At 74.9% G+C, this 18,509-nt stretch carries 16 protein-coding genes; 11 read left to right on the forward strand and 5 right to left on the reverse strand.

The genetic code is table 11. The annotated features are described in order from the left end of the window. The first annotated feature begins 21 nt into the window (after positions 1-21). The 6 genes from secD to AAG589_RS03500 all read left to right on the forward strand — a co-directional run bounded on the left by secD (position 22) and on the right by AAG589_RS03500 (position 8,140). Positions 22-2,148 (forward strand): protein translocase subunit SecD, encoded by a 2,127-nt coding sequence (gene secD, locus AAG589_RS03475; protein WP_430565841.1) that lies wholly within the window; start codon positions 22-24, stop codon positions 2,146-2,148. Beyond that, on the forward strand, positions 2,148-3,245 hold the full coding sequence (secF, locus tag AAG589_RS03480; protein WP_430565842.1) for a protein translocase subunit SecF: 1,098 nt from the start codon (positions 2,148-2,150) through the stop codon (positions 3,243-3,245). The genes secD and secF overlap by 1 nt, the downstream gene beginning before the upstream one ends. A gap of 76 nt (positions 3,246-3,321) precedes the next feature. Beyond that, on the forward strand, positions 3,322-3,897 hold the full coding sequence (locus AAG589_RS03485) for an adenine phosphoribosyltransferase (protein ID WP_430566222.1): 576 nt from the start codon (positions 3,322-3,324) through the stop codon (positions 3,895-3,897). A gap of 53 nt (positions 3,898-3,950) precedes the next feature. After that, positions 3,951-6,302, forward strand: a complete 2,352-nt coding sequence (locus AAG589_RS03490) for a RelA/SpoT family protein (protein WP_430565843.1) — start codon at positions 3,951-3,953, stop codon at positions 6,300-6,302. Positions 6,303-6,366: 64 nt separating this feature from the next. Continuing rightward, the gene (locus AAG589_RS03495; protein WP_430565844.1) at positions 6,367-7,533 is read left to right on the forward strand and encodes an ATP-dependent DNA ligase; all 1,167 of its coding nucleotides are present in this window, start codon (positions 6,367-6,369) and stop codon (positions 7,531-7,533) included. Between the two features lie 76 nt (positions 7,534-7,609). Further along, the gene (locus AAG589_RS03500) at positions 7,610-8,140 is read left to right on the forward strand and encodes a dihydrofolate reductase family protein (RefSeq protein WP_430565845.1); all 531 of its coding nucleotides are present in this window, start codon (positions 7,610-7,612) and stop codon (positions 8,138-8,140) included. Between the two features lie 9 nt (positions 8,141-8,149). Here the strand turns inward: AAG589_RS03500 and AAG589_RS03505 are convergent, their stop codons facing one another. Genes AAG589_RS03505 through AAG589_RS03520 form a run of 4 tightly spaced genes read right to left on the reverse strand, consistent with a single transcriptional unit; the run spans position 8,150 to position 12,570 of the window. Then, positions 8,150-9,238 (reverse strand): DNA polymerase domain-containing protein, encoded by a 1,089-nt coding sequence (locus tag AAG589_RS03505; RefSeq protein ID WP_430565846.1) that lies wholly within the window; start codon positions 9,236-9,238, stop codon positions 8,150-8,152. A 10-nt stretch (positions 9,239-9,248) separates the two neighbouring features. After that, entirely contained in the window at positions 9,249-9,935 is a 687-nt protein-coding gene (locus tag AAG589_RS03510; RefSeq protein WP_430565847.1) for a hypothetical protein, read from the reverse strand. A gap of 53 nt (positions 9,936-9,988) precedes the next feature. Beyond that, on the reverse strand, positions 9,989-11,788 hold the full coding sequence (locus tag AAG589_RS03515; RefSeq protein WP_430565848.1) for a DUF349 domain-containing protein: 1,800 nt from the start codon (positions 11,786-11,788) through the stop codon (positions 9,989-9,991). Then, positions 11,785-12,570, reverse strand: coding sequence for a peptidylprolyl isomerase (locus AAG589_RS03520; protein WP_430565849.1), 786 nt, complete (start codon positions 12,568-12,570; stop codon positions 11,785-11,787). The genes AAG589_RS03515 and AAG589_RS03520 overlap by 4 nt, the downstream gene beginning before the upstream one ends. A 140-nt stretch (positions 12,571-12,710) precedes the next feature. Between AAG589_RS03520 and AAG589_RS03525 the strand changes: the two genes are divergently transcribed. The 3 genes from AAG589_RS03525 (at position 12,711) to AAG589_RS03535 (ending at position 16,142) form a co-directional block, all read left to right on the forward strand. Then, complete coding sequence (locus tag AAG589_RS03525) at positions 12,711-13,475, forward strand: MBL fold metallo-hydrolase (RefSeq protein ID WP_430565850.1); 765 nt, start codon at positions 12,711-12,713, stop codon at positions 13,473-13,475. Between the two features lie 64 nt (positions 13,476-13,539). Beyond that, complete coding sequence (gene hisS, locus AAG589_RS03530; protein ID WP_430565851.1) at positions 13,540-14,976, forward strand: histidine--tRNA ligase; 1,437 nt, start codon at positions 13,540-13,542, stop codon at positions 14,974-14,976. A gap of 35 nt (positions 14,977-15,011) precedes the next feature. Then, entirely contained in the window at positions 15,012-16,142 is a 1,131-nt protein-coding gene (locus tag AAG589_RS03535) for a hypothetical protein (RefSeq protein WP_430565852.1), read from the forward strand. Between the two features lie 16 nt (positions 16,143-16,158). Here the strand turns inward: AAG589_RS03535 and AAG589_RS03540 are convergent, their stop codons facing one another. Continuing rightward, positions 16,159-16,542: a VOC family protein gene (locus AAG589_RS03540; RefSeq protein ID WP_430565853.1), complete on the reverse strand. Its 384-nt coding sequence runs from the start codon at positions 16,540-16,542 to the stop codon at positions 16,159-16,161. Between the two features lie 192 nt (positions 16,543-16,734). Here AAG589_RS03540 and AAG589_RS03545 point away from each other — a divergent pair, with 192 nt between their 5' ends. Then, positions 16,735-17,349: a hypothetical protein gene (locus AAG589_RS03545; RefSeq protein ID WP_430565854.1), complete on the forward strand. Its 615-nt coding sequence runs from the start codon at positions 16,735-16,737 to the stop codon at positions 17,347-17,349. A gap of 70 nt (positions 17,350-17,419) precedes the next feature. Further along, complete coding sequence (locus tag AAG589_RS03550) at positions 17,420-18,490, forward strand: hypothetical protein (RefSeq protein WP_430565855.1); 1,071 nt, start codon at positions 17,420-17,422, stop codon at positions 18,488-18,490. Positions 18,491-18,509 lie beyond the last annotated feature (19 nt).

An 18,509-nucleotide genomic window follows, 5' to 3' on the forward strand; every position in this document is an offset into this window, starting at 1 on the left:
GCAGACGGGAAGAGACAGAAGTTGGCGAACTCACGCACGAAGCGGTCGCGTCCGGCGCGCACCCTCGTGGTCTTCACGATCCTGACGATCGTCCTGCCGTTCCTCGCCCTCGGCGCCGGCGTCTTCTGGGACGCCAAGTCGGACAGCAACCCGGACGGCGCGAGCTTCGCCCCGGGGCTGGCGCTCGACCTCCAGGGCGGCACGCAGCTGATCCTGAAGGCGGACACCACCGACGGGTCGCAGGTCACGTCGGAGACGATCGACGAGTCGATCAACGTCATCCGTCAGCGCATCGACTCCTCGGGCGTCTCCGAGGCCGAGATCACCGCGCAGGGCGCCAAGAACATCGTCGTCGGCATCCCCGGCGAGGTGTCGCAGGAGACCATCGACCTCATCTCGCAGCCCGCGCAGATGCGCTTCCGCCCCGTGCTGACGTACGCCGCGGGCACGCCGACCCCCGCGCCCTCCGCCTCGCCGAGCGCCGACGCCGGTGACGGCGCGTCCGACGGTGCGGCCGCGGACGACTCGGCCAAGGGCGACGCGAAGGCCGACGACGCCGCGGGCGACACCCCGAGCGGCAAGGGCGCGGGCGCGCCGCTGTCCGTCCCGGCCGACGTCGACCCGTCCGCCACGCCGACCGCCACCGCGACCTCCGGCGACGGCACCCAACCGTCGCCGTCGCCGTCGCCGTCGGCGACGCCGAAGGGCGACGAGGCCGCGGCGTCCGACCCGAGCGACCTCGCGCAGATCACGCCGGAGATCCAGAAGCAGTTCGAGGAGCTCGACTGCACCGACCCCGCCAACCTCAAGGGCGGCGGCGGGGACGACCCGGACAAGCCGCTCGTCACGTGCGGCGAGCAGGACGGGATGAAGTACATCCTCGGCCCGATGGAGGTCGACGGCGTCCACATCGCGTCGGCGAGCTCCGGCCTGGTCCCGGGCGCGAACGGCACCACCACCAACGAGTGGGGCGTGTTCCTCAACTTCGACTCGGTGGGCACCAAGGAGTTCCGCGAGACGACGACGCGCCTGCAGGGCCTCGAGTCGCCCCGCAACCAGTTCGCCATCGTCCTGGACGGGCTGGTCGTCTCGGCGCCGTCGCTGAGCCCGGGCACCATCATCTCCAACGGCCAGGCGACGATCTCCGGGTCGTTCACGCGGGACTCCGCGGCCACGCTGGCCAACCAGCTGAGCTTCGGCGCGCTGCCGGTGCAGTACACGGTCGAGAGCCAGGAGGTCATCTCCGCGACCCTCGGCTCCGAGCAGCTGCGCAACGGCATGATCGCCGGCCTGATCGGCCTCGCCCTCGTCGTCGTGTACTCGCTGCTGCAGTACCGCACGCTGGGCCTGCTGACCGTCGCGTCGCTCGTCGCCGCGGGCGTGATCACATACCTGGCGATCACGTTGCTGTCGTGGGGGATGGGGTACCGGCTCTCCCTCGCGGGAGTCGCGGGCCTCATCGTCGCGATCGGCTTCACCGCGGACTCGTTCATCGTGTACTTCGAACGCATCCGCGACGAGCTGCGCGACGGGAGAACCCTGGCCTACGCCGTGGAGCGCGGCTGGGCGCGCGCCCGGCGCACGGTCCTGGCGGCCAAGGCCGTCAACCTGATCTCCGCGATCATCCTGTACTTCCTCGCCGTCGGCGGCGTCCAGGGCTTCGCGTTCACCCTCGGCCTCACGACGATCATCGACGTCGCCGTCGTCTTCTGGTTCACGCACCCGATGATGGAGGTCATCACCAAGATCCCGTTCTTCCGGGACGGCCACCTGTGGTCGGGCCTGTCGCCCGAGCGGCTGCGCGCCAGCTCGGGGCCGCGGTACGCGGGCGCCGGGCGGGTCCGGATGGCGCAGCCCGCCGTGGCGGGCCCCGCGGACGGTGCCGTCACGGAGGACGCCTGCACGGACGACGCCGCTGCCCCGGCCGGGCGTCCGGCCCCCGAGCCCGTGCACAGCGGGGCGCGACCGGCGCCCGCCGCCCCGACGACCGACGCCTCCGGGCGACGGCTCACGATCGCCGAGCGGCGCGCGGCCGAGCGCCGGGCCGCCGCGGAGCAGGCCGACACGGGGCCGGGCGCAGGACCGGACGACGGTTCGCCCTCGGCGACCGGTGAGGACCAGTCCGGCACGAACGAGGAGAGCCGCTGATGGCCGGCATGCACTTCGCCCAGTGGGGCAACGACCTGTACACGGGGCGGCGGTCCTACCCGATCGTGCAGCGCCGCAAGCGCTGGTTCACGGTGGCGGGGATCCTCGCGGTCGCGTCGATCGCGGTCATCCTGATCAAGGGGCTCACGCTCGGCATCGACTTCCGCGGGGGCACGGAGTTCACCGTCAACGACGTGATCTCCACCGAGCAGCAGCTGGCGATCGACGCGGTGCACGAGGTGCTCCCGAGCGAGGAGCCCCGCGTCGCGATCGTGGGCGGTTCGGCGGTCCGCGTGCAGACCGAGACGGTCGAGCCGGACCAGGAGGCCGCCCTGGTCACCGGCCTCGCGACCGCGTACGACGTCGACGAGTCCGCCGTGACGACGTCGTTCGTCGGCCCGACCTGGGGTGCGGGCGTCTCGTCCCGCGCGGCGTGGGGCACCGTGGTGTTCGTCCTCGCGGCCGCGCTCTTCATGGCCGTGTACTTCCGTGCCTGGCGGATGTCCGTCGCGGCGATCGTGGCGATGCTCGGCGACCTGCTCATCTCGGCCGGCGTGTACGCGGCGATCGGCTGGGAGGTCACGCCGTCCACGATCATCGGCTTCCTGACGATCCTCGGCTTCTCGCTCTACGACAAGATGGTCGTGTTCGACAAGGTCCGCGAGAACACCGCCGACGTGCTCACGCAGACGCGCAGCACGTACGCCGAGCGGGCCAACCTCGCGGTGAACCAGACCCTGGTGCGCTCGATCAACACGTCGGTCGTCGCGCTCCTGCCGGTGGCGAGCATCCTCTTCGTGGGCGCGTTCCTGCTGGGCGCGGGCACGCTGCGCGACCTGTCGCTCTCGCTGTTCGTCGGCATCGCGGTCGGCGCGGCCTCGTCGCTCTTCCTCGCGACGCCGCTCGACGTCGCGCTGCGGGAGCGGGAGCCGAAGATCGCCGCGCACACGAAGGCGGTCCTCGCCGAGCGTGCGGGCCTGGTCGCCGAGGGCGGCCACGACGCCGAGGTCGCCGCCTACACCACGGGCTCCGCACAGCTGATCCCGGGGCAGCACCAGGGCAGCCGTGCCCAGCCGCGCCGCAAGCGCGGTCGCTGAGCCGGGGGTGAGCGTGACGGACGAGACGGCGGGCCTGGGCCCGACGAACGACGGTGCGGAGACGATCCCCGGCGAGATCGTGGACGACATCGTCGTCGACGGGCTGCGGGGCCTCGGCGCCGCACGCGCGGCGGAGGTGCGCGCGCTGATCCGGGACGTGCCGGACTACCCGCACCCCCCGGTCGTGTTCCGCGACATCACCCCGCTGCTCGCGGACGGCTCGGCGCTGGCGGACGTCGTGGAGGCGTTCGCCCGGCTGGTCGACGCGGACGGCGGCGTGGACGTCGTCGCCGGCATGGAGGCGCGCGGCTTCCTCCTGGGGGCGCCGCTCGCGACGCGGCTGGGCGTGGGCTTCCTGCCGCTGCGCAAGGCGGGCAAGCTGCCGCCCCCCGTCGAGCGGGTGTCCTACGACCTCGAGTACGGGTCCGCGGCGATCGAGCTGCGCACGGGAACACTCGAGGCGGGGTCGCGTGTTCTCCTGGTCGACGACGTGCTCGCGACCGGCGGCACGGCGTGCGCGGCGGCCGAGCTGGTGGAGCGGTCGGGCGGCCAGGTGGTCGCCCTGGCGTTCCTGCTCGAGCTCGCCGGCCTGGGCGGACGCGACCGGCTGACGGGCCGGACGGTCGAGGCTCTGCTGCGCGTGGAGTCGTAGACTTGCCGTCCCGGCCGACGGCGACCCCGCGGTGGTTGCGGAAGGAGGCGCAGATGAGCGACGAGACGAAGGTCGCGCGCGCCGCCGCCGCGCCCCAGGGATCGACCCCGTCGGGCCGCTCCGGCTCCGGCCGCAGCGTGCGCAACCGGCTCGTGCGGCTCGGGGTGCGCGGCGCGCCGCCCACGACGCCGGCGCTGGAGCCGGTGCTGCAGGCGGTGCGCACCAACCACCCGAAGTCGGACCTGTCCGTGCTCGAGCGCGCCTACGCGACGGCCGAGCGATGTCACCGGGGCCAGGAGCGCAAGTCCGGCGACCCGTACATCACGCACCCGGTCGCGGTGGCGACCATCCTCGCGGAGCTGGGCTTCGACGGCGCGACCCTCGCGGCCGCGCTGCTGCACGACACCGTGGAGGACACGGACTACGGGCTCGACGAGCTCACCCGGGAGTACGGCGAGGAGATCGCCATGCTCGTGGACGGCGTCACCAAGCTGGACAAGGTGACGTACGGCGACGCCGCCCAGGCGGAGACCGTGCGCAAGATGGTCGTGGCGATGGCCAAGGACATCCGCGTGCTGGTCATCAAGCTGGCCGACCGGCTGCACAACGCCCGCACCTGGAAGTACGTCTCGGGCTCGTCGGCGCAGCGCAAGGCGCGCGAGACGCTCGAGATCTACGCCCCGCTGGCGCACCGGCTCGGCATGAACACGATCAAGTGGGAGCTGGAGGACCTGTCCTTCCAGACCCTGTACCCCAAGGTGTACGACGAGATCGTGCACCTCGTGGCGGAGCGCGCGCCCGCCCGCGAGGAGTACCTGTCGGTGGTGCGCGAGCAGATCTCCGCCGACCTGCGCAGCGCCAAGATCAAGGCGACGGTCACCGGGCGGCCGAAGCACTACTACTCGATCTACCAGAAGATGATCGTGCGCGGGCACGACTTCGCGGAGATCTACGACCTCGTCGGCACGCGCGTCCTCGTGGACACGGTGCGGGACTGCTACGCGGTGCTCGGCGCGCTGCACGCGCGCTGGAACCCGGTCCCGGGCCGGTTCAAGGACTACATCGCGATGCCGAAGTTCAACATGTACCAGTCGCTGCACACGACGGTCGTGGGCCCGGGCGGCAAGCCGGTCGAGATCCAGATCCGCACGCACGACATGCACCGCCGCGCGGAGTACGGCGTCGCCGCGCACTGGAAGTACAAGCAGATGGCGCCCGCCGGGAAGACGGCGTCCGACGACCCGCGCGCCAACGACATGGCGTGGCTGCGCCAGCTCGTGGACTGGCAGCGCGAGACGGCCGACCCGAGCGAGTTCCTCGACTCCCTGCGCTACGAGATCGGCGGGGCGGAGGTCTACGTCTTCACGCCGAAGGGCGAGGTGATGGCGCTGCCCGCCGGGGCGACGCCGGTCGACTTCGCGTACTCGGTGCACACCGAGGTGGGCCACCGGACGATGGGGGCCCGCGTCAACGGGCGCCTCGTCCCGCTGGACTCGACGCTGCAGAACGGCGACACGATCGACATCCTCACCTCCAAGGCGGAGTCCGCGGGCCCCTCGCGCGACTGGCTCGCGTTCGTGAAGTCGGCGCGCGCCCGCAACAAGATCCGCCAGTGGTTCACCAAGGAGCGGCGCGAGGAGGCGATCGAGCAGGGCAAGGACGCCATCACCAAGGCGATGCGCAAGCAGAACCTGCCGATCCAGCGCCTGCTGAGCCACGAGGCGCTCGTCGGGCTGGCGAACGACATGCGGTACGCCGACGTCTCCGCGCTGTACGCGGCGGTCGGCGAGGGCCACGCGTCGGCGCCGCACGTCGTCGACCTGCTGGTCAAGTCGCTGGGGGGCGAGGAGGGCACCGAGGAGGACGCGGCGGAGGTCGCGGCCCCCGGCCGGCCCTCGCGGCGCGGCCGGACCGGCGACCCGGGCGTGGTGGTCAAGGGCGTGGACGACATCTGGGTGAAGCTCGCCAAGTGCTGCACCCCGGTGCCCGGCGACTCGATCGTCGGCTTCGTGACCCGCGGCGCGGGCGTGAGCGTGCACCGCGCGGACTGCGCCAACGCCGAGCAGCTGGCCAAGGCCCAGCCCGAGCGCATGGTCGACGTGTCCTGGACGACCGGCGCCAACACGATGTTCCTGGTGCAGATCCAGGTCGAGGCGCTCGACCGGTCGCGGCTGCTGTCCGACGTGACGAAGGTCCTGTCGGACTACCACGTCAACATCCTGTCGGCGTCGGTCTCGACGTCGACGGACCGCATCGCCCTGTCGAAGTTCGTCTTCGAGATGGCCGAGCCCGGCCACCTCCAGCAGGTGCTCACCGCGGTGCGCAAGGTCGACGGCGTCTTCGACGTCTACCGCATCACCGGGACGAAGGCCGCCGACGTGCACCAGGAGTCGGCCGGGGTCTGAGCCCCGCAGCGGGCACCGACGGCACCGGCGGCGCTGCCGGTGCGCCGGGAGTAGGTTCGCCAGCATGACGTTGCCGCTGGAGCCGCCGGTGCTGCCCATGCTCGCGAAGTCCGTGCCGGAGGTGCCCGACCAGGCCGACGGCGAGGGCTGGGTCTACGAACCGAAGTGGGACGGCTTCCGTGCCCTGGTGTTCCGCGACGGCGACGACGTGCGGATCGACTCCCGCAACGCGCGGCCGATGCAGCGCTACTTCCCCGACGTCGTGGACGCGGTGCTCGCGGCTCTGCCGGAGCGCTGCGTGGTCGACGGGGAGATCGTGGTCGCACGGCCGGGGGACGGCGTGGCCGGGACGGCGGCGCACCTGGACTTCGACGCGCTGGGCCAGCGGATCCACCCCGCGGAGTCGCGAGTGCGCCTCCTGGCGTCCGAGACGCCGGCCAGCCTCGTCGTGTTCGACGTCCTCGCCCTCGGCGACGACGACCTGTCCGGGCGCCCGCTGCGCGACCGGCTCGCCGCGCTCGACGGGCTCGGGCTGGACGGTCCGCAGGTGCACGCGACGCCGCGCACGCAGGACGCGGAGGTCGCCCGCGACTGGTTCCGGGCGTTCGAGGGCGCGGGGCTCGACGGCGTCGTCGCGAAGCGGCTCGACGACGCGTACCAGCCGAACAAGCGCGCGCTGCTGAAGATCAAGCACGCCCGCACGGCCGACGTCGTCCTGGCGGGCTTCCGGCTGCACAAGACGTCGACGCCCGAGAAGCCGCTCATCGGCTCGCTGCTGCTGGGGCTGTACGACGGCGACGGGGCGGGCGACGGGGACCCGGGCCGTCTGCAGTTCGTCGGCGTCGCCGCCTCGTTCCCCGCGGCGAGGCGGGCGGCCCTGCACGCCGAGCTGGCACCGCTCGTCGTCGAGCCGGGCAGCGAGGCCGCGGCCGCCCACCCGTGGGCCGACTGGCAGGACCCGGCGGTCGCGGACGGCGGCGCGGGGGAGCGGCGCCCGGGCGCGCAGTCGCGGTGGAGCGCCGGCAAGGACCTGTCGTTCACGCCGCTGCGCGTCGAGCGCGTGCTGGAGGTCGGGTACGACCACATGGAGGGATCCCGCTTCCGGCACACCGCGCAGTTCAAGCGCTGGCGGCCGGACCGCGAGCCGTCGTCCTGCACCTACGCCCAGCTCGAGGAGCCGGTCGGCTACGACCTCGCCTCGCTGCTGCCGGGGGCGCCGGGCACGGCGTGACGTCCGCCGCCCGGCGCCGATGAGCCAGGCCTCCGGAGACGGTCTGCACGGCATGGGAACCCTCAGGTACGGACTGATGAGCTGTTCGCTGGACGGCTACGTGGCCGACGCGTCGGGCGACTTCGACTGGGGCGCGCCGTCGCAGGCCACGCACGCGTTCATCAACGACGAGGTGCGTGACGTGCGGGCGTTCGTCGTCGGCCGGCGGATGTTCGAGACGATGCGCGTGTGGGACGACTGGCCGCCGGGCCAGGGCGAGGCGGAGGACGAGTTCGCCGAGATCTGGACGGGGATCGACAAGATCGTCTGCTCCGACAGCCTCGACGCCGTCGACGCGCCGCGCACCACGCTCGAGCCACGGCTGACGCCGGAGCGTGTCGCCGAGATCGTGGCGGCGACCGACGGGGTCGTGGAGGTGTCCGGGCCGACGACGGCGGCCGGGGCGCTGCGCGCGGGGATCGTCGACGAGATCACCGTGCGGGTGCTGCCGTGCGTCGTCGGGGGCGGGCTGCGCCTGCTGCCGGACGGGATGCGGGTCGACCTCGTGCGCGCGGACTGCGTGCCGCTCGACGACGGCTCGGTCTTCCTGCGGTACACCCGCCGCTGAGGGCGGTGGTCAGGACCGCTTGCGGTCGGTGTCCCGGCTGGGCTGGACGCGCTTCGGCTCGCCCGGCATCTTGGGGTACTCCGGCGGGTAGGGCAGGTCGCCCAGGCCGTGCTCCTCCTCGTCGCGCCGGGCCAGGTCGAGCGCGGCGTCGAGCGAGCAGTCCAGCGCCGGGTCGCGGTCGGCGCGCAGCGCGGCGAACAGGTCGCCGCGCTCGGCGAACCGGGCGGGCACCGTGGTGACGTCGAAGTCGTCGGGGTGCACCTCGCCGACCTCGTCCCACTCCAGCGGGGTGGAGACGGTGGCGCGCTTGTTGGCGCGCACGGAGTACGCGGACGCGATGGTGCGGTCGCGCGCCATCTGGTTGTAGTCGACGAAGATCTTGACGCCGCGCTCCTCCTTCCACCACTTCGTCGTGACGCGGTCGGGGAGCCGACGCTCCAGCTCGCGCCCGATCGCGATCGTGGCCCGGCGCCCCTGCTGGAACGACCAGCGCGGCGCGAGCGGCACGAACACGTGCAGCCCCCGCCCGCCCGACGTCTTGGGATAGCCGGTGAGCCCGAGCTCCGCGAGCAGGTCGCGCAGGTGGGGCGCCACGGCCGCCGCGTCGTCGAACGTCGTGCCGGGCTGCGGGTCGAGGTCGATGCGCAGCTGGTCCACGGCCTCGACGTCGTCGCGGCGCACGGGCCACGGGTGGAACGTCAGGGTGCCGAGGTTGGCGGCCCAGGCGACGACGGCGAGCTCGGTGGGCGCGACCTCGTCGGCGGTGCGGCCGCTCGGGAAGGCGATGGTCGCGGTCTCGACCCAGTCGGGGGCGCCCTTGGGCAGCCGCTTCTGGTAGAACGCGTCGCCGCGGTTGTCGGCACGCGTCGCCATCACCGCCTCGGGCCACCAGCCCTTCGGCCAGCGCTCGAGCGTCGTGGGGCGGTGCAGGAGCGCGCCGAGGATCCCGTCGCCCACCGACAGGAAGTACTCGACGACCTGGCGCTTGGTGAGCCCCGGGCGGTCGGGTAGCTCGGGGAAGACGACGCGGTCGGGGCTGGAGACGCGCACGGCGCGGCCAGCGGCGTCGAGCTCGACGGCGGGTGCGGCGGAGGCCATGCGGCTCAACCTAGGCCAGCGCGGCGGGCGCCGCACGGAGGGCGGCGGCCCGGTCCAGCACGCGCCGGGCCCGCGGACGCCCGACGACGCGCGCCCGGCGCTCCAGGAGCGCGGCCGCGTCGCCGAGGGCCAGCCCGCAGGCGTCCGCGACGGCCCGGGCGAGCCGGGCCGCGTCCTCGTCGCCGGGCACGTGGACCGCGACGTCGACGACGGTCCGCAGCGGAGCGGTGACGCGCACCCCGGCCAGCTCGACGGTGTCGCCGCGCAGGAGCGGCGCCTGCCACACGAGCCCGGTGCCCCAGAGCTCGGGACGGTGCCCGCCGGCGGGGTAGGTGACGTCGAGGTGGTCTCCCGAGGCCGCGCCCGCCGCCCGCCCGGCGTGCACCCAGGCGGCGGTCCGCCCGGCGGCCACGGCACCCCCTGGCAGCGTCCCGGCGAGCAGCGCGGCCCGGAGCACGGGCGTCACCGTGGTGCCCGCGACGACCGCCGCCCCGTCTCGCAGCACCTCGAGCGCGCCGTCGCGCACGAGGACGTCCCAGGCGGCCCGGCCGCCCACGTCCGCCGGGCGCACCACGGGCCCGGCCGGCCGGGCGGGAGCCGCGAGCAGGTCACCGAGTCGCCGCGGCGCTTCCCGGGCGTCGGCGCGCAGCCCGACGGGCGGGGCGGACCGCGCGGGGAGGACGGCGAAGGGGCTCACGACGAGGAAACTATCCGGTCGTGAGCCCCTGCGGTCACCGCCTGTGGATGGCGTCAGCCGCGGGTGTCCTCCGCGGCCCGGACGACCTGCTCGAGCCAGGCACGCCGCGCGGCGAGCGCCGTCTCGGCCTCCTCGACCCGGCGTGCGTCGCCCGACTCGCGCGCCTCGGCGAGGTCGCGCTCGAGGCCCTCGATGGCCGCCTCGAGCTGGGCCGCGGCGCCCTCGGCCCGCGCCCGGGTCTCGGGGTTGGTGCGGTCCCACCGGGCCTGCTCCGCGTTGCGGACGGCCGTCTCGACGGCGCGCATGCGCCCCTCGACGCGCTGGATGTCGGCGCGCGGCACCTTGCCGGCCGCCTCCCAGCGGTCCTGGAGGTCGCGCAGCTTCTCCTTGGCGGCGGCGAGGTCCTTGACGGGCAGGAGGGCCTCCGCCTCGACGAGCAGCGCCTCCTTGACCTCGAGGTTCTTGCCGTACTCCGCGTCGATCGCCGCGTTCTCGGCGTCGCGGGCGCCGAAGAACGCGTCCTGCGCGGCCCGGAACCGGGCCCACAGGGCGTCGTCGTCCTTGCGGCTGGCGCGCCCGGCGGCCTTCCACTGCGTCATGAGGTCGCGGTAGGCGGCGGCGGTCGCGCCCCAGTCGGTGCTGGTCTGCAGGGCCTCCGCCTCGGCGACCAGCTGCTCCTTGGCCGCCTTCGCGGCGGAGTTGCGCTGCTCGAGGTCGGCGAAGAAGTGCCGCCGCTCGCGGTCGAACGCGGTGCGCGCGTGGCTGAACCGCTTCCAGAGGCCCTCCTCGGTGGGCCGGTCGATGCGCGGCCCGTTGCGCTGGGCGTCCTTCCACCGGTCCAGGAGGGCGCGCAGCTCCTCGCCGGCCGGCCGCCACTGCATCTTGGCGGGGTCGGTGGCGGCGATCTTCTCCGCCGCCTCGACGATCGCGGTGCGGGCGGCGACGGCCTCGGCCTTGGCGGCCGCGCGCTCCTGCTCGAGCGCGGCACGGCGCCCCGCCGCCCGGGCCTTGAGCCCTTCGACGCGGGCGCGCAGGGCGTCGAGGTCGCCGACGGCCGCGGGCTCGCCGGTCTCCTCGGCGAGCTTCGCGAGGGTCTGGTCGATCTCGCGCACCGAGAGGTCGGCGCTGTCCAGCCGGGTCTCGAACAGCGCGACCTTGGCGTCGAGGTCCAGGTAGCGCCGCACGTAGAGGCTCATCGCCTCCGTCGCGGAGACCCCGGGGAACTGCCCTGCCTGGCGCTCGCCGGCGGCCTCCCGCACGTACACGGTGCCGTCGTCGTCCACGCGCCCGAACGCCTGCGCCGCCGCCTCCGCGGCGGCGTCCAGGGCCGGGGGCACGGGGGCGACCGGGGTGGTGGGCTCCGCGGGCGGGACGTCCGCCGGCGTGGGGGCGGCCGGACGGCGCAGCGCCGACGGCTTGGGCGCGCCGGGGCGCGGCGGCTTCGGCACGGCCGAGGGCTTCGGTGGCGCCGCCGACGTGGCCGGGGCGGGAGCGGGTGTCGGGGTCGGCTCGACCGGGGCCGCGTCGGGGGCCTCCGGCTCCGGCGTGGTCCCGGTCGTCCCCGCCGGCTCGGCCGCCGGGGCGTCCGGGGTCTCCGGCTCGGAGGCCGCCGCGGGCTCCGGGGCGGCATCGGGCTCCGGAGCGTCGGGCGCCTCGGTCGCGGGAGCCGGCTCCGCCGTCTCGGGCTCGACGGCCGGCTCCGTCGTCTCGGCGGCTGCCGGCGCGGTGGGCTGCGGGTCCGCCGCGGGCGGGGTCGCCTCGTCCTGGGTCGGCTGCGATGGAGTCTCGGCCGTCTCCTCGGTGCCGGCCGGGTTCTCCTCGGGGCCGGTCGAGCCGGGGGTGCTCTCGCTCACTGGGTCTCCACTCCTTCGATGATGACGGGGGTCTTGGGGGAGCCGTCGCCGGCCCCTCCGTCGACGCCCTCGTCAGCGACTGCCTGGACGGCGTCCAGGCCGGACGTGACGGTGCCGAGCACCGTGTACCCGCCCGCGGTGTCGGACGGGATGGTCGAATCCTGGTACACGACGAAGAACTGCGAGCCCATCGACTCGCCGTTGTTGCTCTGGCGGGCCATCGCGATGGTGCCCGCGGGGTACACGTCGTCCTTCGGTGCGTTCTCGATCGGGCCGTACGCGTAGCCGGGGTCACCGGTCCCGGTCCCCGTGGGGTCGCCGCACTGCAGCACGTAGATGCCCTGGGTGGTGAGGCGGTGGCAGGAGGTGTCGTCGTAGTACCCCCGCTGGGCCAGGGACACGAAGCTCGCCACGGCCTGGGGGGCGGCGACGCCGTCCAGCTCCAGGACGAGCTCGGACTCCTCGCCGCCGGCGCACAGGTCGACGGTGGCGGTCCACGTGCGGTCCTCGGCGGCCGACGGGTCGGGCAGGTCACCGCCGGAGCGTGCGCCCGTCTTCGCGGCGGGGCAGTCGCCCGCCGCCTGCGGCGTGGAGGAGGCCGCGGGGCCCGCGCCGCCGCCGAGGTTCGCGAAGACGAACCCGCCTCCGACCAGCGCGAGGACCGCCACGATCGCCACGATCGCGTACGTCCGCTGCCGCCGGGCGCGCGCCTGCGCCTGCCGCTGCTCCCACTTCTCCTGCCGCTTGCGGGCGTACTCCCGCTCGCGCTTGGTGGCCGCCAACGCGCGGTCCTCCTCGCCTCGTCCCCGACACCGCACGGGAACCCCCGCGCGCGGGGGACAGTCTAGATGCCGGGACGCAGGTCACATCCGCAGGAAGCCCCCGGCCGCGGGGCCGGACCCGCGGCCGCTAGCGTGGCGCCGTGCAGATCCTCCTCGTCGTCGCCCCCGTCTTCGCCACCAACTGCTGCGTCGTGGTCGCCGGCTCGAGCGGTCGCGACGCCGACTGCGTGGTCGTGGACGCGGGCGCCGGCGTCGCCCCCGACGTCGAGCGGCTGGTCGCCGAGCGCGGTCTGGTCCCGCGCGCCGTCGTCGCCACCCACGGGCACGTGGACCACACCTGGGACGCCGCGGCGCTGTGCGAGCGCTACGACGTCCCGCTGCGCATCCACCCCGCGGACGGCTATCGCCTCGCGGACCCGTTCGGGACGCTCGGCCTGTCCGGCGGGCCCGACGCCGGCGTCAGCAGCGCCCTCGCGCAGGCGCTCGCGGGCACGGGCCGGCGGCCCGAGGACTACCGCGCGCCCGCCGTCGTGCGTGACCTCGACGACGGCGACGGTGCGCTCGTGGCGGGCGCGGTGCGGCTGCGGACGCTGCACGCGCCGGGGCACACGGAGGGCTCGACCCTTCTCGTCGCCGACTCCGACGCCGACGCCGACGCCGACGCCGACGCCGACACAGGCGCGGCGGGCCGGGCCGGAGTCGTGCTCGCGGGCGACGTGCTGTTCGCGGGCGGGATCGGGCGCACCGACCTGCCCGGCGGCGACCCCGCGACGATGGCGCACACCCTGCGCGAGGTGGTGGGAACGCTCGACCCGGGCCTCGGCGTCGTGCCCGGGCACGGACCGACCACGACGGTCGGCCACGAGCTGGCGACGAACCCCTACCTGCGCCCGCACCTGCCCTGATCCCGTGCCGCCGACCGCGGGACGGGTGGCCGCGGCGGTCCCGTCTTCTGGGAAGATGGGGCCCATGGCACGCCCCACCCCGCTCTCCGGCTTCCCCGAATGGCTCCCCGACGGTCGCGTCGTGGAGCAGCACGTCCTGGACACGCTGCGGCGCACGTTCGAGCTGCACGGGTTCGCGGGCATCGAGACGCGGGCGGTCGAGCCGCTCGACCAGCTGCTGCGCAAGGGCGAGACCTCCAAGGAGGTCTACGTGCTGCGCCGGCTCCAGGAGGAGGGCGACGCCCCGGGCGCCTCGGACCGGTCGGAGAAGCAGCTGGGCCTGCACTTCGACCTCACCGTCCCGTTCGCGCGCTACGTGCTCGAGAACGCCGGCCGGCTCGCCTTCCCGTTCAAGCGCTACCAGATCCAGAAGGTGTGGCGCGGCGAGCGCCCCCAGGACGGCCGCTTCCGCGAGTTCGTGCAGGCCGACATCGACGTCGTCGGCGCGGGCGAGCTCCCGTACCACTACGAGGTCGAGCTCCCGCTGGTCATGGCCGAGGCGCTCGGCGCCCTGCGCGACGTCGGCGTGCCCGAGGTCCGCATCCTCGTGAACAACCGCAAGGTCGCCGAGGGGTTCTACCGCGGGCTCGGGCTCGACGACGTCGAGGGCGTGCTGCGCCAGGTCGACAAGCTCGACAAGATCGGGCCGGAGGCCGTCGCGGAGCTGCTGCAGGCCGAGCAGGGCGCCACGCCCGAGCAGGCGAAGGGCTGCCTCGAGCTCGCCGCGATCTCCGGCGAGGACGTCGGCGTGATCGATCGGGTCCGGGCGCTCGCGGCGTCCTACGACGCGGCCACGGAGCTGCTCGAGACCGGCCTGGGCGAGCTCGCCGCGCTGATCGAGGCGGCGGCCCGCCGCGCGCCCGGCGTCGTCGTCGCCGACCTGAAGATCGCGCGCGGGCTCGACTACTACACCGGATCCGTCTACGAGACGGTGCTGGTGGGGCACGAGCAGCTCGGCTCGATCTGCTCGGGCGGGCGCTACGACACCCTCGCCTCGGACGGCAAGAACACGTACCCGGGCGTCGGCCTGTCGATCGGCGTCTCCCGCCTGGTCTCGCGGCTGCTGTCCGCGGGGCTGGTCGCCGCGACCCGCGGCGTGCCCACGGCCGTGCTGGTCGCGGTCACGGACGAGGCGCACCGCGACCGGTCCGACGCCGTCGCGGCCGCGCTCCGCTCCCGCGGGGTCCCCGCCGACGTCGCCCCGACCGCGGCGAAGTTCGGCAAGCAGATCAAGGTCGCCGACCGGCGCGGCATCCCGTTCGTCTGGTTCCCGGCGCAGCCGGGCGAGGACGGCGCGGAGCCCGACGCCGAGCCCGACGTCGAGCCCGACGTCGGGCACGGCGTGCTGGTCGGCCAGGTGAAGGACATCCGCTCGGGCGAGCAGGTGGACGCCGACGCCGCGACCTGGGCGCCGCCGGCCGACGACCTGTTCCCGCGGGTCGTCCCGGCCGCCGCGGAGTGACCGGGGGCACCAGGGTCCGCACGGGCGCCGGCGGGATGCTGACGTTCGACCCCTGGATCCACGCGCGCCCGGGCCTCCAGGCGGCCGCCCGGCGCGGCGACTGGCCCGGCGTGCGTGCCGCCCTGGCGGGGGCGGACCTGGGCGAGCTCTCGTGGTCCCTCGCGCGCGTCGCGGACCTCCCCGGCGCCGAGAAGTGGCTGCGTCGGGCGGTCCAGGCCGACCCGTCCGACGCGCTCGCCGGCACGACCCTCGCGGCCCGCGAGACCGTCCTCGCCTGGCAGGCGCGCGGCTCGGGCATGGGCGACGACCTGTCCCGGCGCCGGGTGCGGGCGCTCCGGCGGCTGCTGCTCCGGGCCGAGGACCGGCTCGGGACCGTGCTCGAGCGCGACCCCGGGTTCGTGCCGGCGTGGGAGGTGTCGTTGCGGACGGCGCTCGGGCTCGAGCTGGACGCGGACGAGGCGCGCCGCCGCTACGACCAGGTGGCGAGCCGCGCGCCCGACCACTACCCGGCGCAGCTCGAGTACCTCGAGCACCTGCTGCCGAAGTGGGGCGGCAGCTGGCGGGCGGCGGAGGACTTCGCGACGGAGTGCGCCGCCGCGGCTCCCGCCGGCTCGACCGGACGGGCGCTGCTCGCGGCCGTGGTGATCGAGCGGTTCGTCGAGGAGAGGCGCCCCGACCCGGTCGTCGCGGCCGTCCCGGCGCTGCGGCGTGCGGCGGAGGGCTCGGTGCTGCACCCGTCGCACGTGCCGGGCGCGTGGGACGCCGTCGTGCACTCCCAGCTGGCGTTCCTGTTCTCGATGGCCGGGGAGCACGCGCTCGCCGCACCCCACTTCCGCGCGCTCGGCGACCGGCCTGCGGCCGCCGGCTGGCTGCACCTCCACGACGCGGAGCGGTGGTACCTCTACGAGCGCGGCCTCGCGCTGGGCGGCCGGGCCGGGCGCCCGCCCGGGAGGATGCCCTGGGAGCCGCGCCGGTGGGGCGTCGGCGCCGTCGCGGCGGTGGTGGTGTGCGCCGTCCTGACGCTCGCCGGGGTGGTCGGCATGGCCTGGGGCGTGCGCACCGCGGTCGCCGGCGACCTGAGCACCGGTGTCGGCGTCGCGATCGTCGCCGTCGGCCCGTTCGGGATCGGGGTGCGCGGCCTGCGCACGGCGTTCGGCACGGGCTGACGGCTCGCCCCTCGGTTCAGCCTTCGATCAGGGCGACGACGTTGCGCGCCGGGTCGCGGAACCAGCCGATCGTCGGGCCCTGACGCGGGTCGTCGCTGCGGACCACTCCGTCGGCGTCCTGCGCGAAGCCGGGGTAGCGGACCAGCTCGACGCCCGCGGCGTGCAGGTCGGCCGCCGCGACCGCGACGTCGGGCACGACGAGGTTGAGCACCGTGTGGCTCGCGGGCTCGTGGGCGTCGCCCTTCGGGTAGACGAAGACGTGGGAGCCGCCGGTGACGTCGAGCTCGAGCCCCATGGTCGTGCGCCTCACCCCGAGGCCGACGACGTCGCGGTAGAACGACTCGACGGTGTCGAGGTCGTCGACGGAGAAGCTGCTGAAGCCGCGCTGGACCGTGATCACGGGGACTCCTCGGGTCGGGTGCGGCCCGGCGGGACCCGGGCGCTGAGGGGTGGACCGCGCGGGCCCGGGGAACTGAGCGGGGGACATCCCGCGGGGGCTGTCCCCCGAGCACCCTGAGGCGCCCCTGAGATTCACCCTGATCTCGCGCCTGACCTGGCCGGACGGCGCCTCGAGGACGGTACGGTGACGGCCGTGAGCATCTACGTGGTCCTGTCCCGCAGCAGCACCGTCCTGTCCCGGACGATCCGCCTCGCGACGCGGGACGAGTACACGCACGCGGCCCTGGCGCTCGACGCCGACCTCGAGCTCATGTTCAGCTTCGGGCGCCGTCGCGCCTCCAACCCGTTCGTCGGCTGCTTCAAGCGCGAGCGGCTCGACGACGACCTGTACCGGGGGATGGACCGGCTGCCCGGCGTCGTCCTCGAGGTCCCCGTGACGGCCCGGCAGCGGGACGCCGTGGGGGCGCGGGTCGCGGAGTTCCTGCTCGACAGCCACACCTACGCCTACAACGCGCCAGGCCTCGTGACCGGCCTGCTCGGTCGCGGCTCCGAGGACGACCGACGGTTCTTCTGCTCCGAGTTCGTCTACCACGTGCTGCGCGACGCGGGGGTGTGCGACCTGGGCGTCCCGCGCTGGAAGGTGCGACCGCAGACGCTGCTGGCCGTGCCCGGCGCCGTCGTCTACCGCGGCGACCTCAAGCGCTATCGCCCGGCGGACCTCGCCGCGGCGCCGGTCCCGGCGCTCACGCTCCAGGGCGCGAGCCGCCTGTTCGCGACGTCGCGGTCCGGGGTCTCGCTGGCGCTGTGACCGCAGGCGGCCCGGGCGCGACCGCACCCCGTCGAGGAACCGCCCAGGGCGTCGTGCGACGCTGGGGCCCATGCCGAGCCGAGTCTTCCTGCACGTGGGCGCGCCCAAGTCCGGCACGACCTACCTGCAGTCGCGTCTCCACACCAACCGCCGCGAGCTGCGCCGCCACGGGGTGCTGTACCCCAGCGGTCCGCTGGGCGAGCCGCGCGTGCACTACTGGGCCGCGCTGGACGTCACGGGCGCGCGCCACGGCATCGACCCCCGGCGCCTGCACGGCGCGTGGGACCGCCTGCTGCGCCAGGTGCGGCGGGCGCGGGGCGACGTCGTCGTCAGCCACGAGCTGCTGGCGAGGGCGGCACCGGACCAGGCGGCCCGGGTGCTCGCGGACCTGGCCGCCACGGGCGCCGAGGTCCACGTGGTGCTCACCCTTCGCGACCTCGCGCGCGAGCTCGCGAGCGGATGGCAGGAGACGCTCAAGTTCGGCGCGAGGACGACGCTGCGCGCCTACCTCGACCGCGTCCGGGCCGGCCGGTCCGCGTTCCGGGAATCCCTGGACCCGACCCGTGTGCTGACCGTGTGGGCCGCGGGGCTCCCGGCCCCACGGGTCCACGTCGTGACAGCCCCGCCCGCGGGTGGTGCCAGGGACGCGCTCTGGCTCCGGTTCCTGGACGCGATCGAGGTCGACCCCGCGTGGGCGCCGCGGGACGCCGAGCGCGCGAACACCTCGGTCGGGGTGCCCGAGGCGCAGGTGCTGCGCGGGCTCAACCGCCGGCTCGGCGCCGAGGTGCGACGGGGCGGTGACCTCTCGCCGTTCGTCGACGGCGTCGTCGCGGGGGACGCGCTCGCCCCGCGACCGTCCACCCCGATCTCCCTGGGGCCCGACGACCACCCGTGGGTGGCGGACCTCAGCGAGACCTGGGTCGCCTGGCTGCGCGACCGGGACGTCACCGTGCACGGCGACCTGGACGACCTGTTGCCCGTCCCGCCCGTCGACGACTGGGTCGATCCCGACAAGGCCCGGCCGCGCGAGGTGACAGACGCCGCCCTGGACACGGTCGCGGTGCTCCTCGCGGAGGTGGCCGGGCGCCGGTTGCCCTGGACGGAGCGGGGTCGCAGGGTGCTCGCGCGGCTCCGCCGCTGACGCCGTTCGGCCTGGACAA

Origin of the sequence: Isoptericola sp. F-RaC21 (assembly GCF_038593535.1) — a bacterium.
Classification (GTDB): domain Bacteria; phylum Actinomycetota; class Actinomycetes; order Actinomycetales; family Cellulomonadaceae; genus Isoptericola.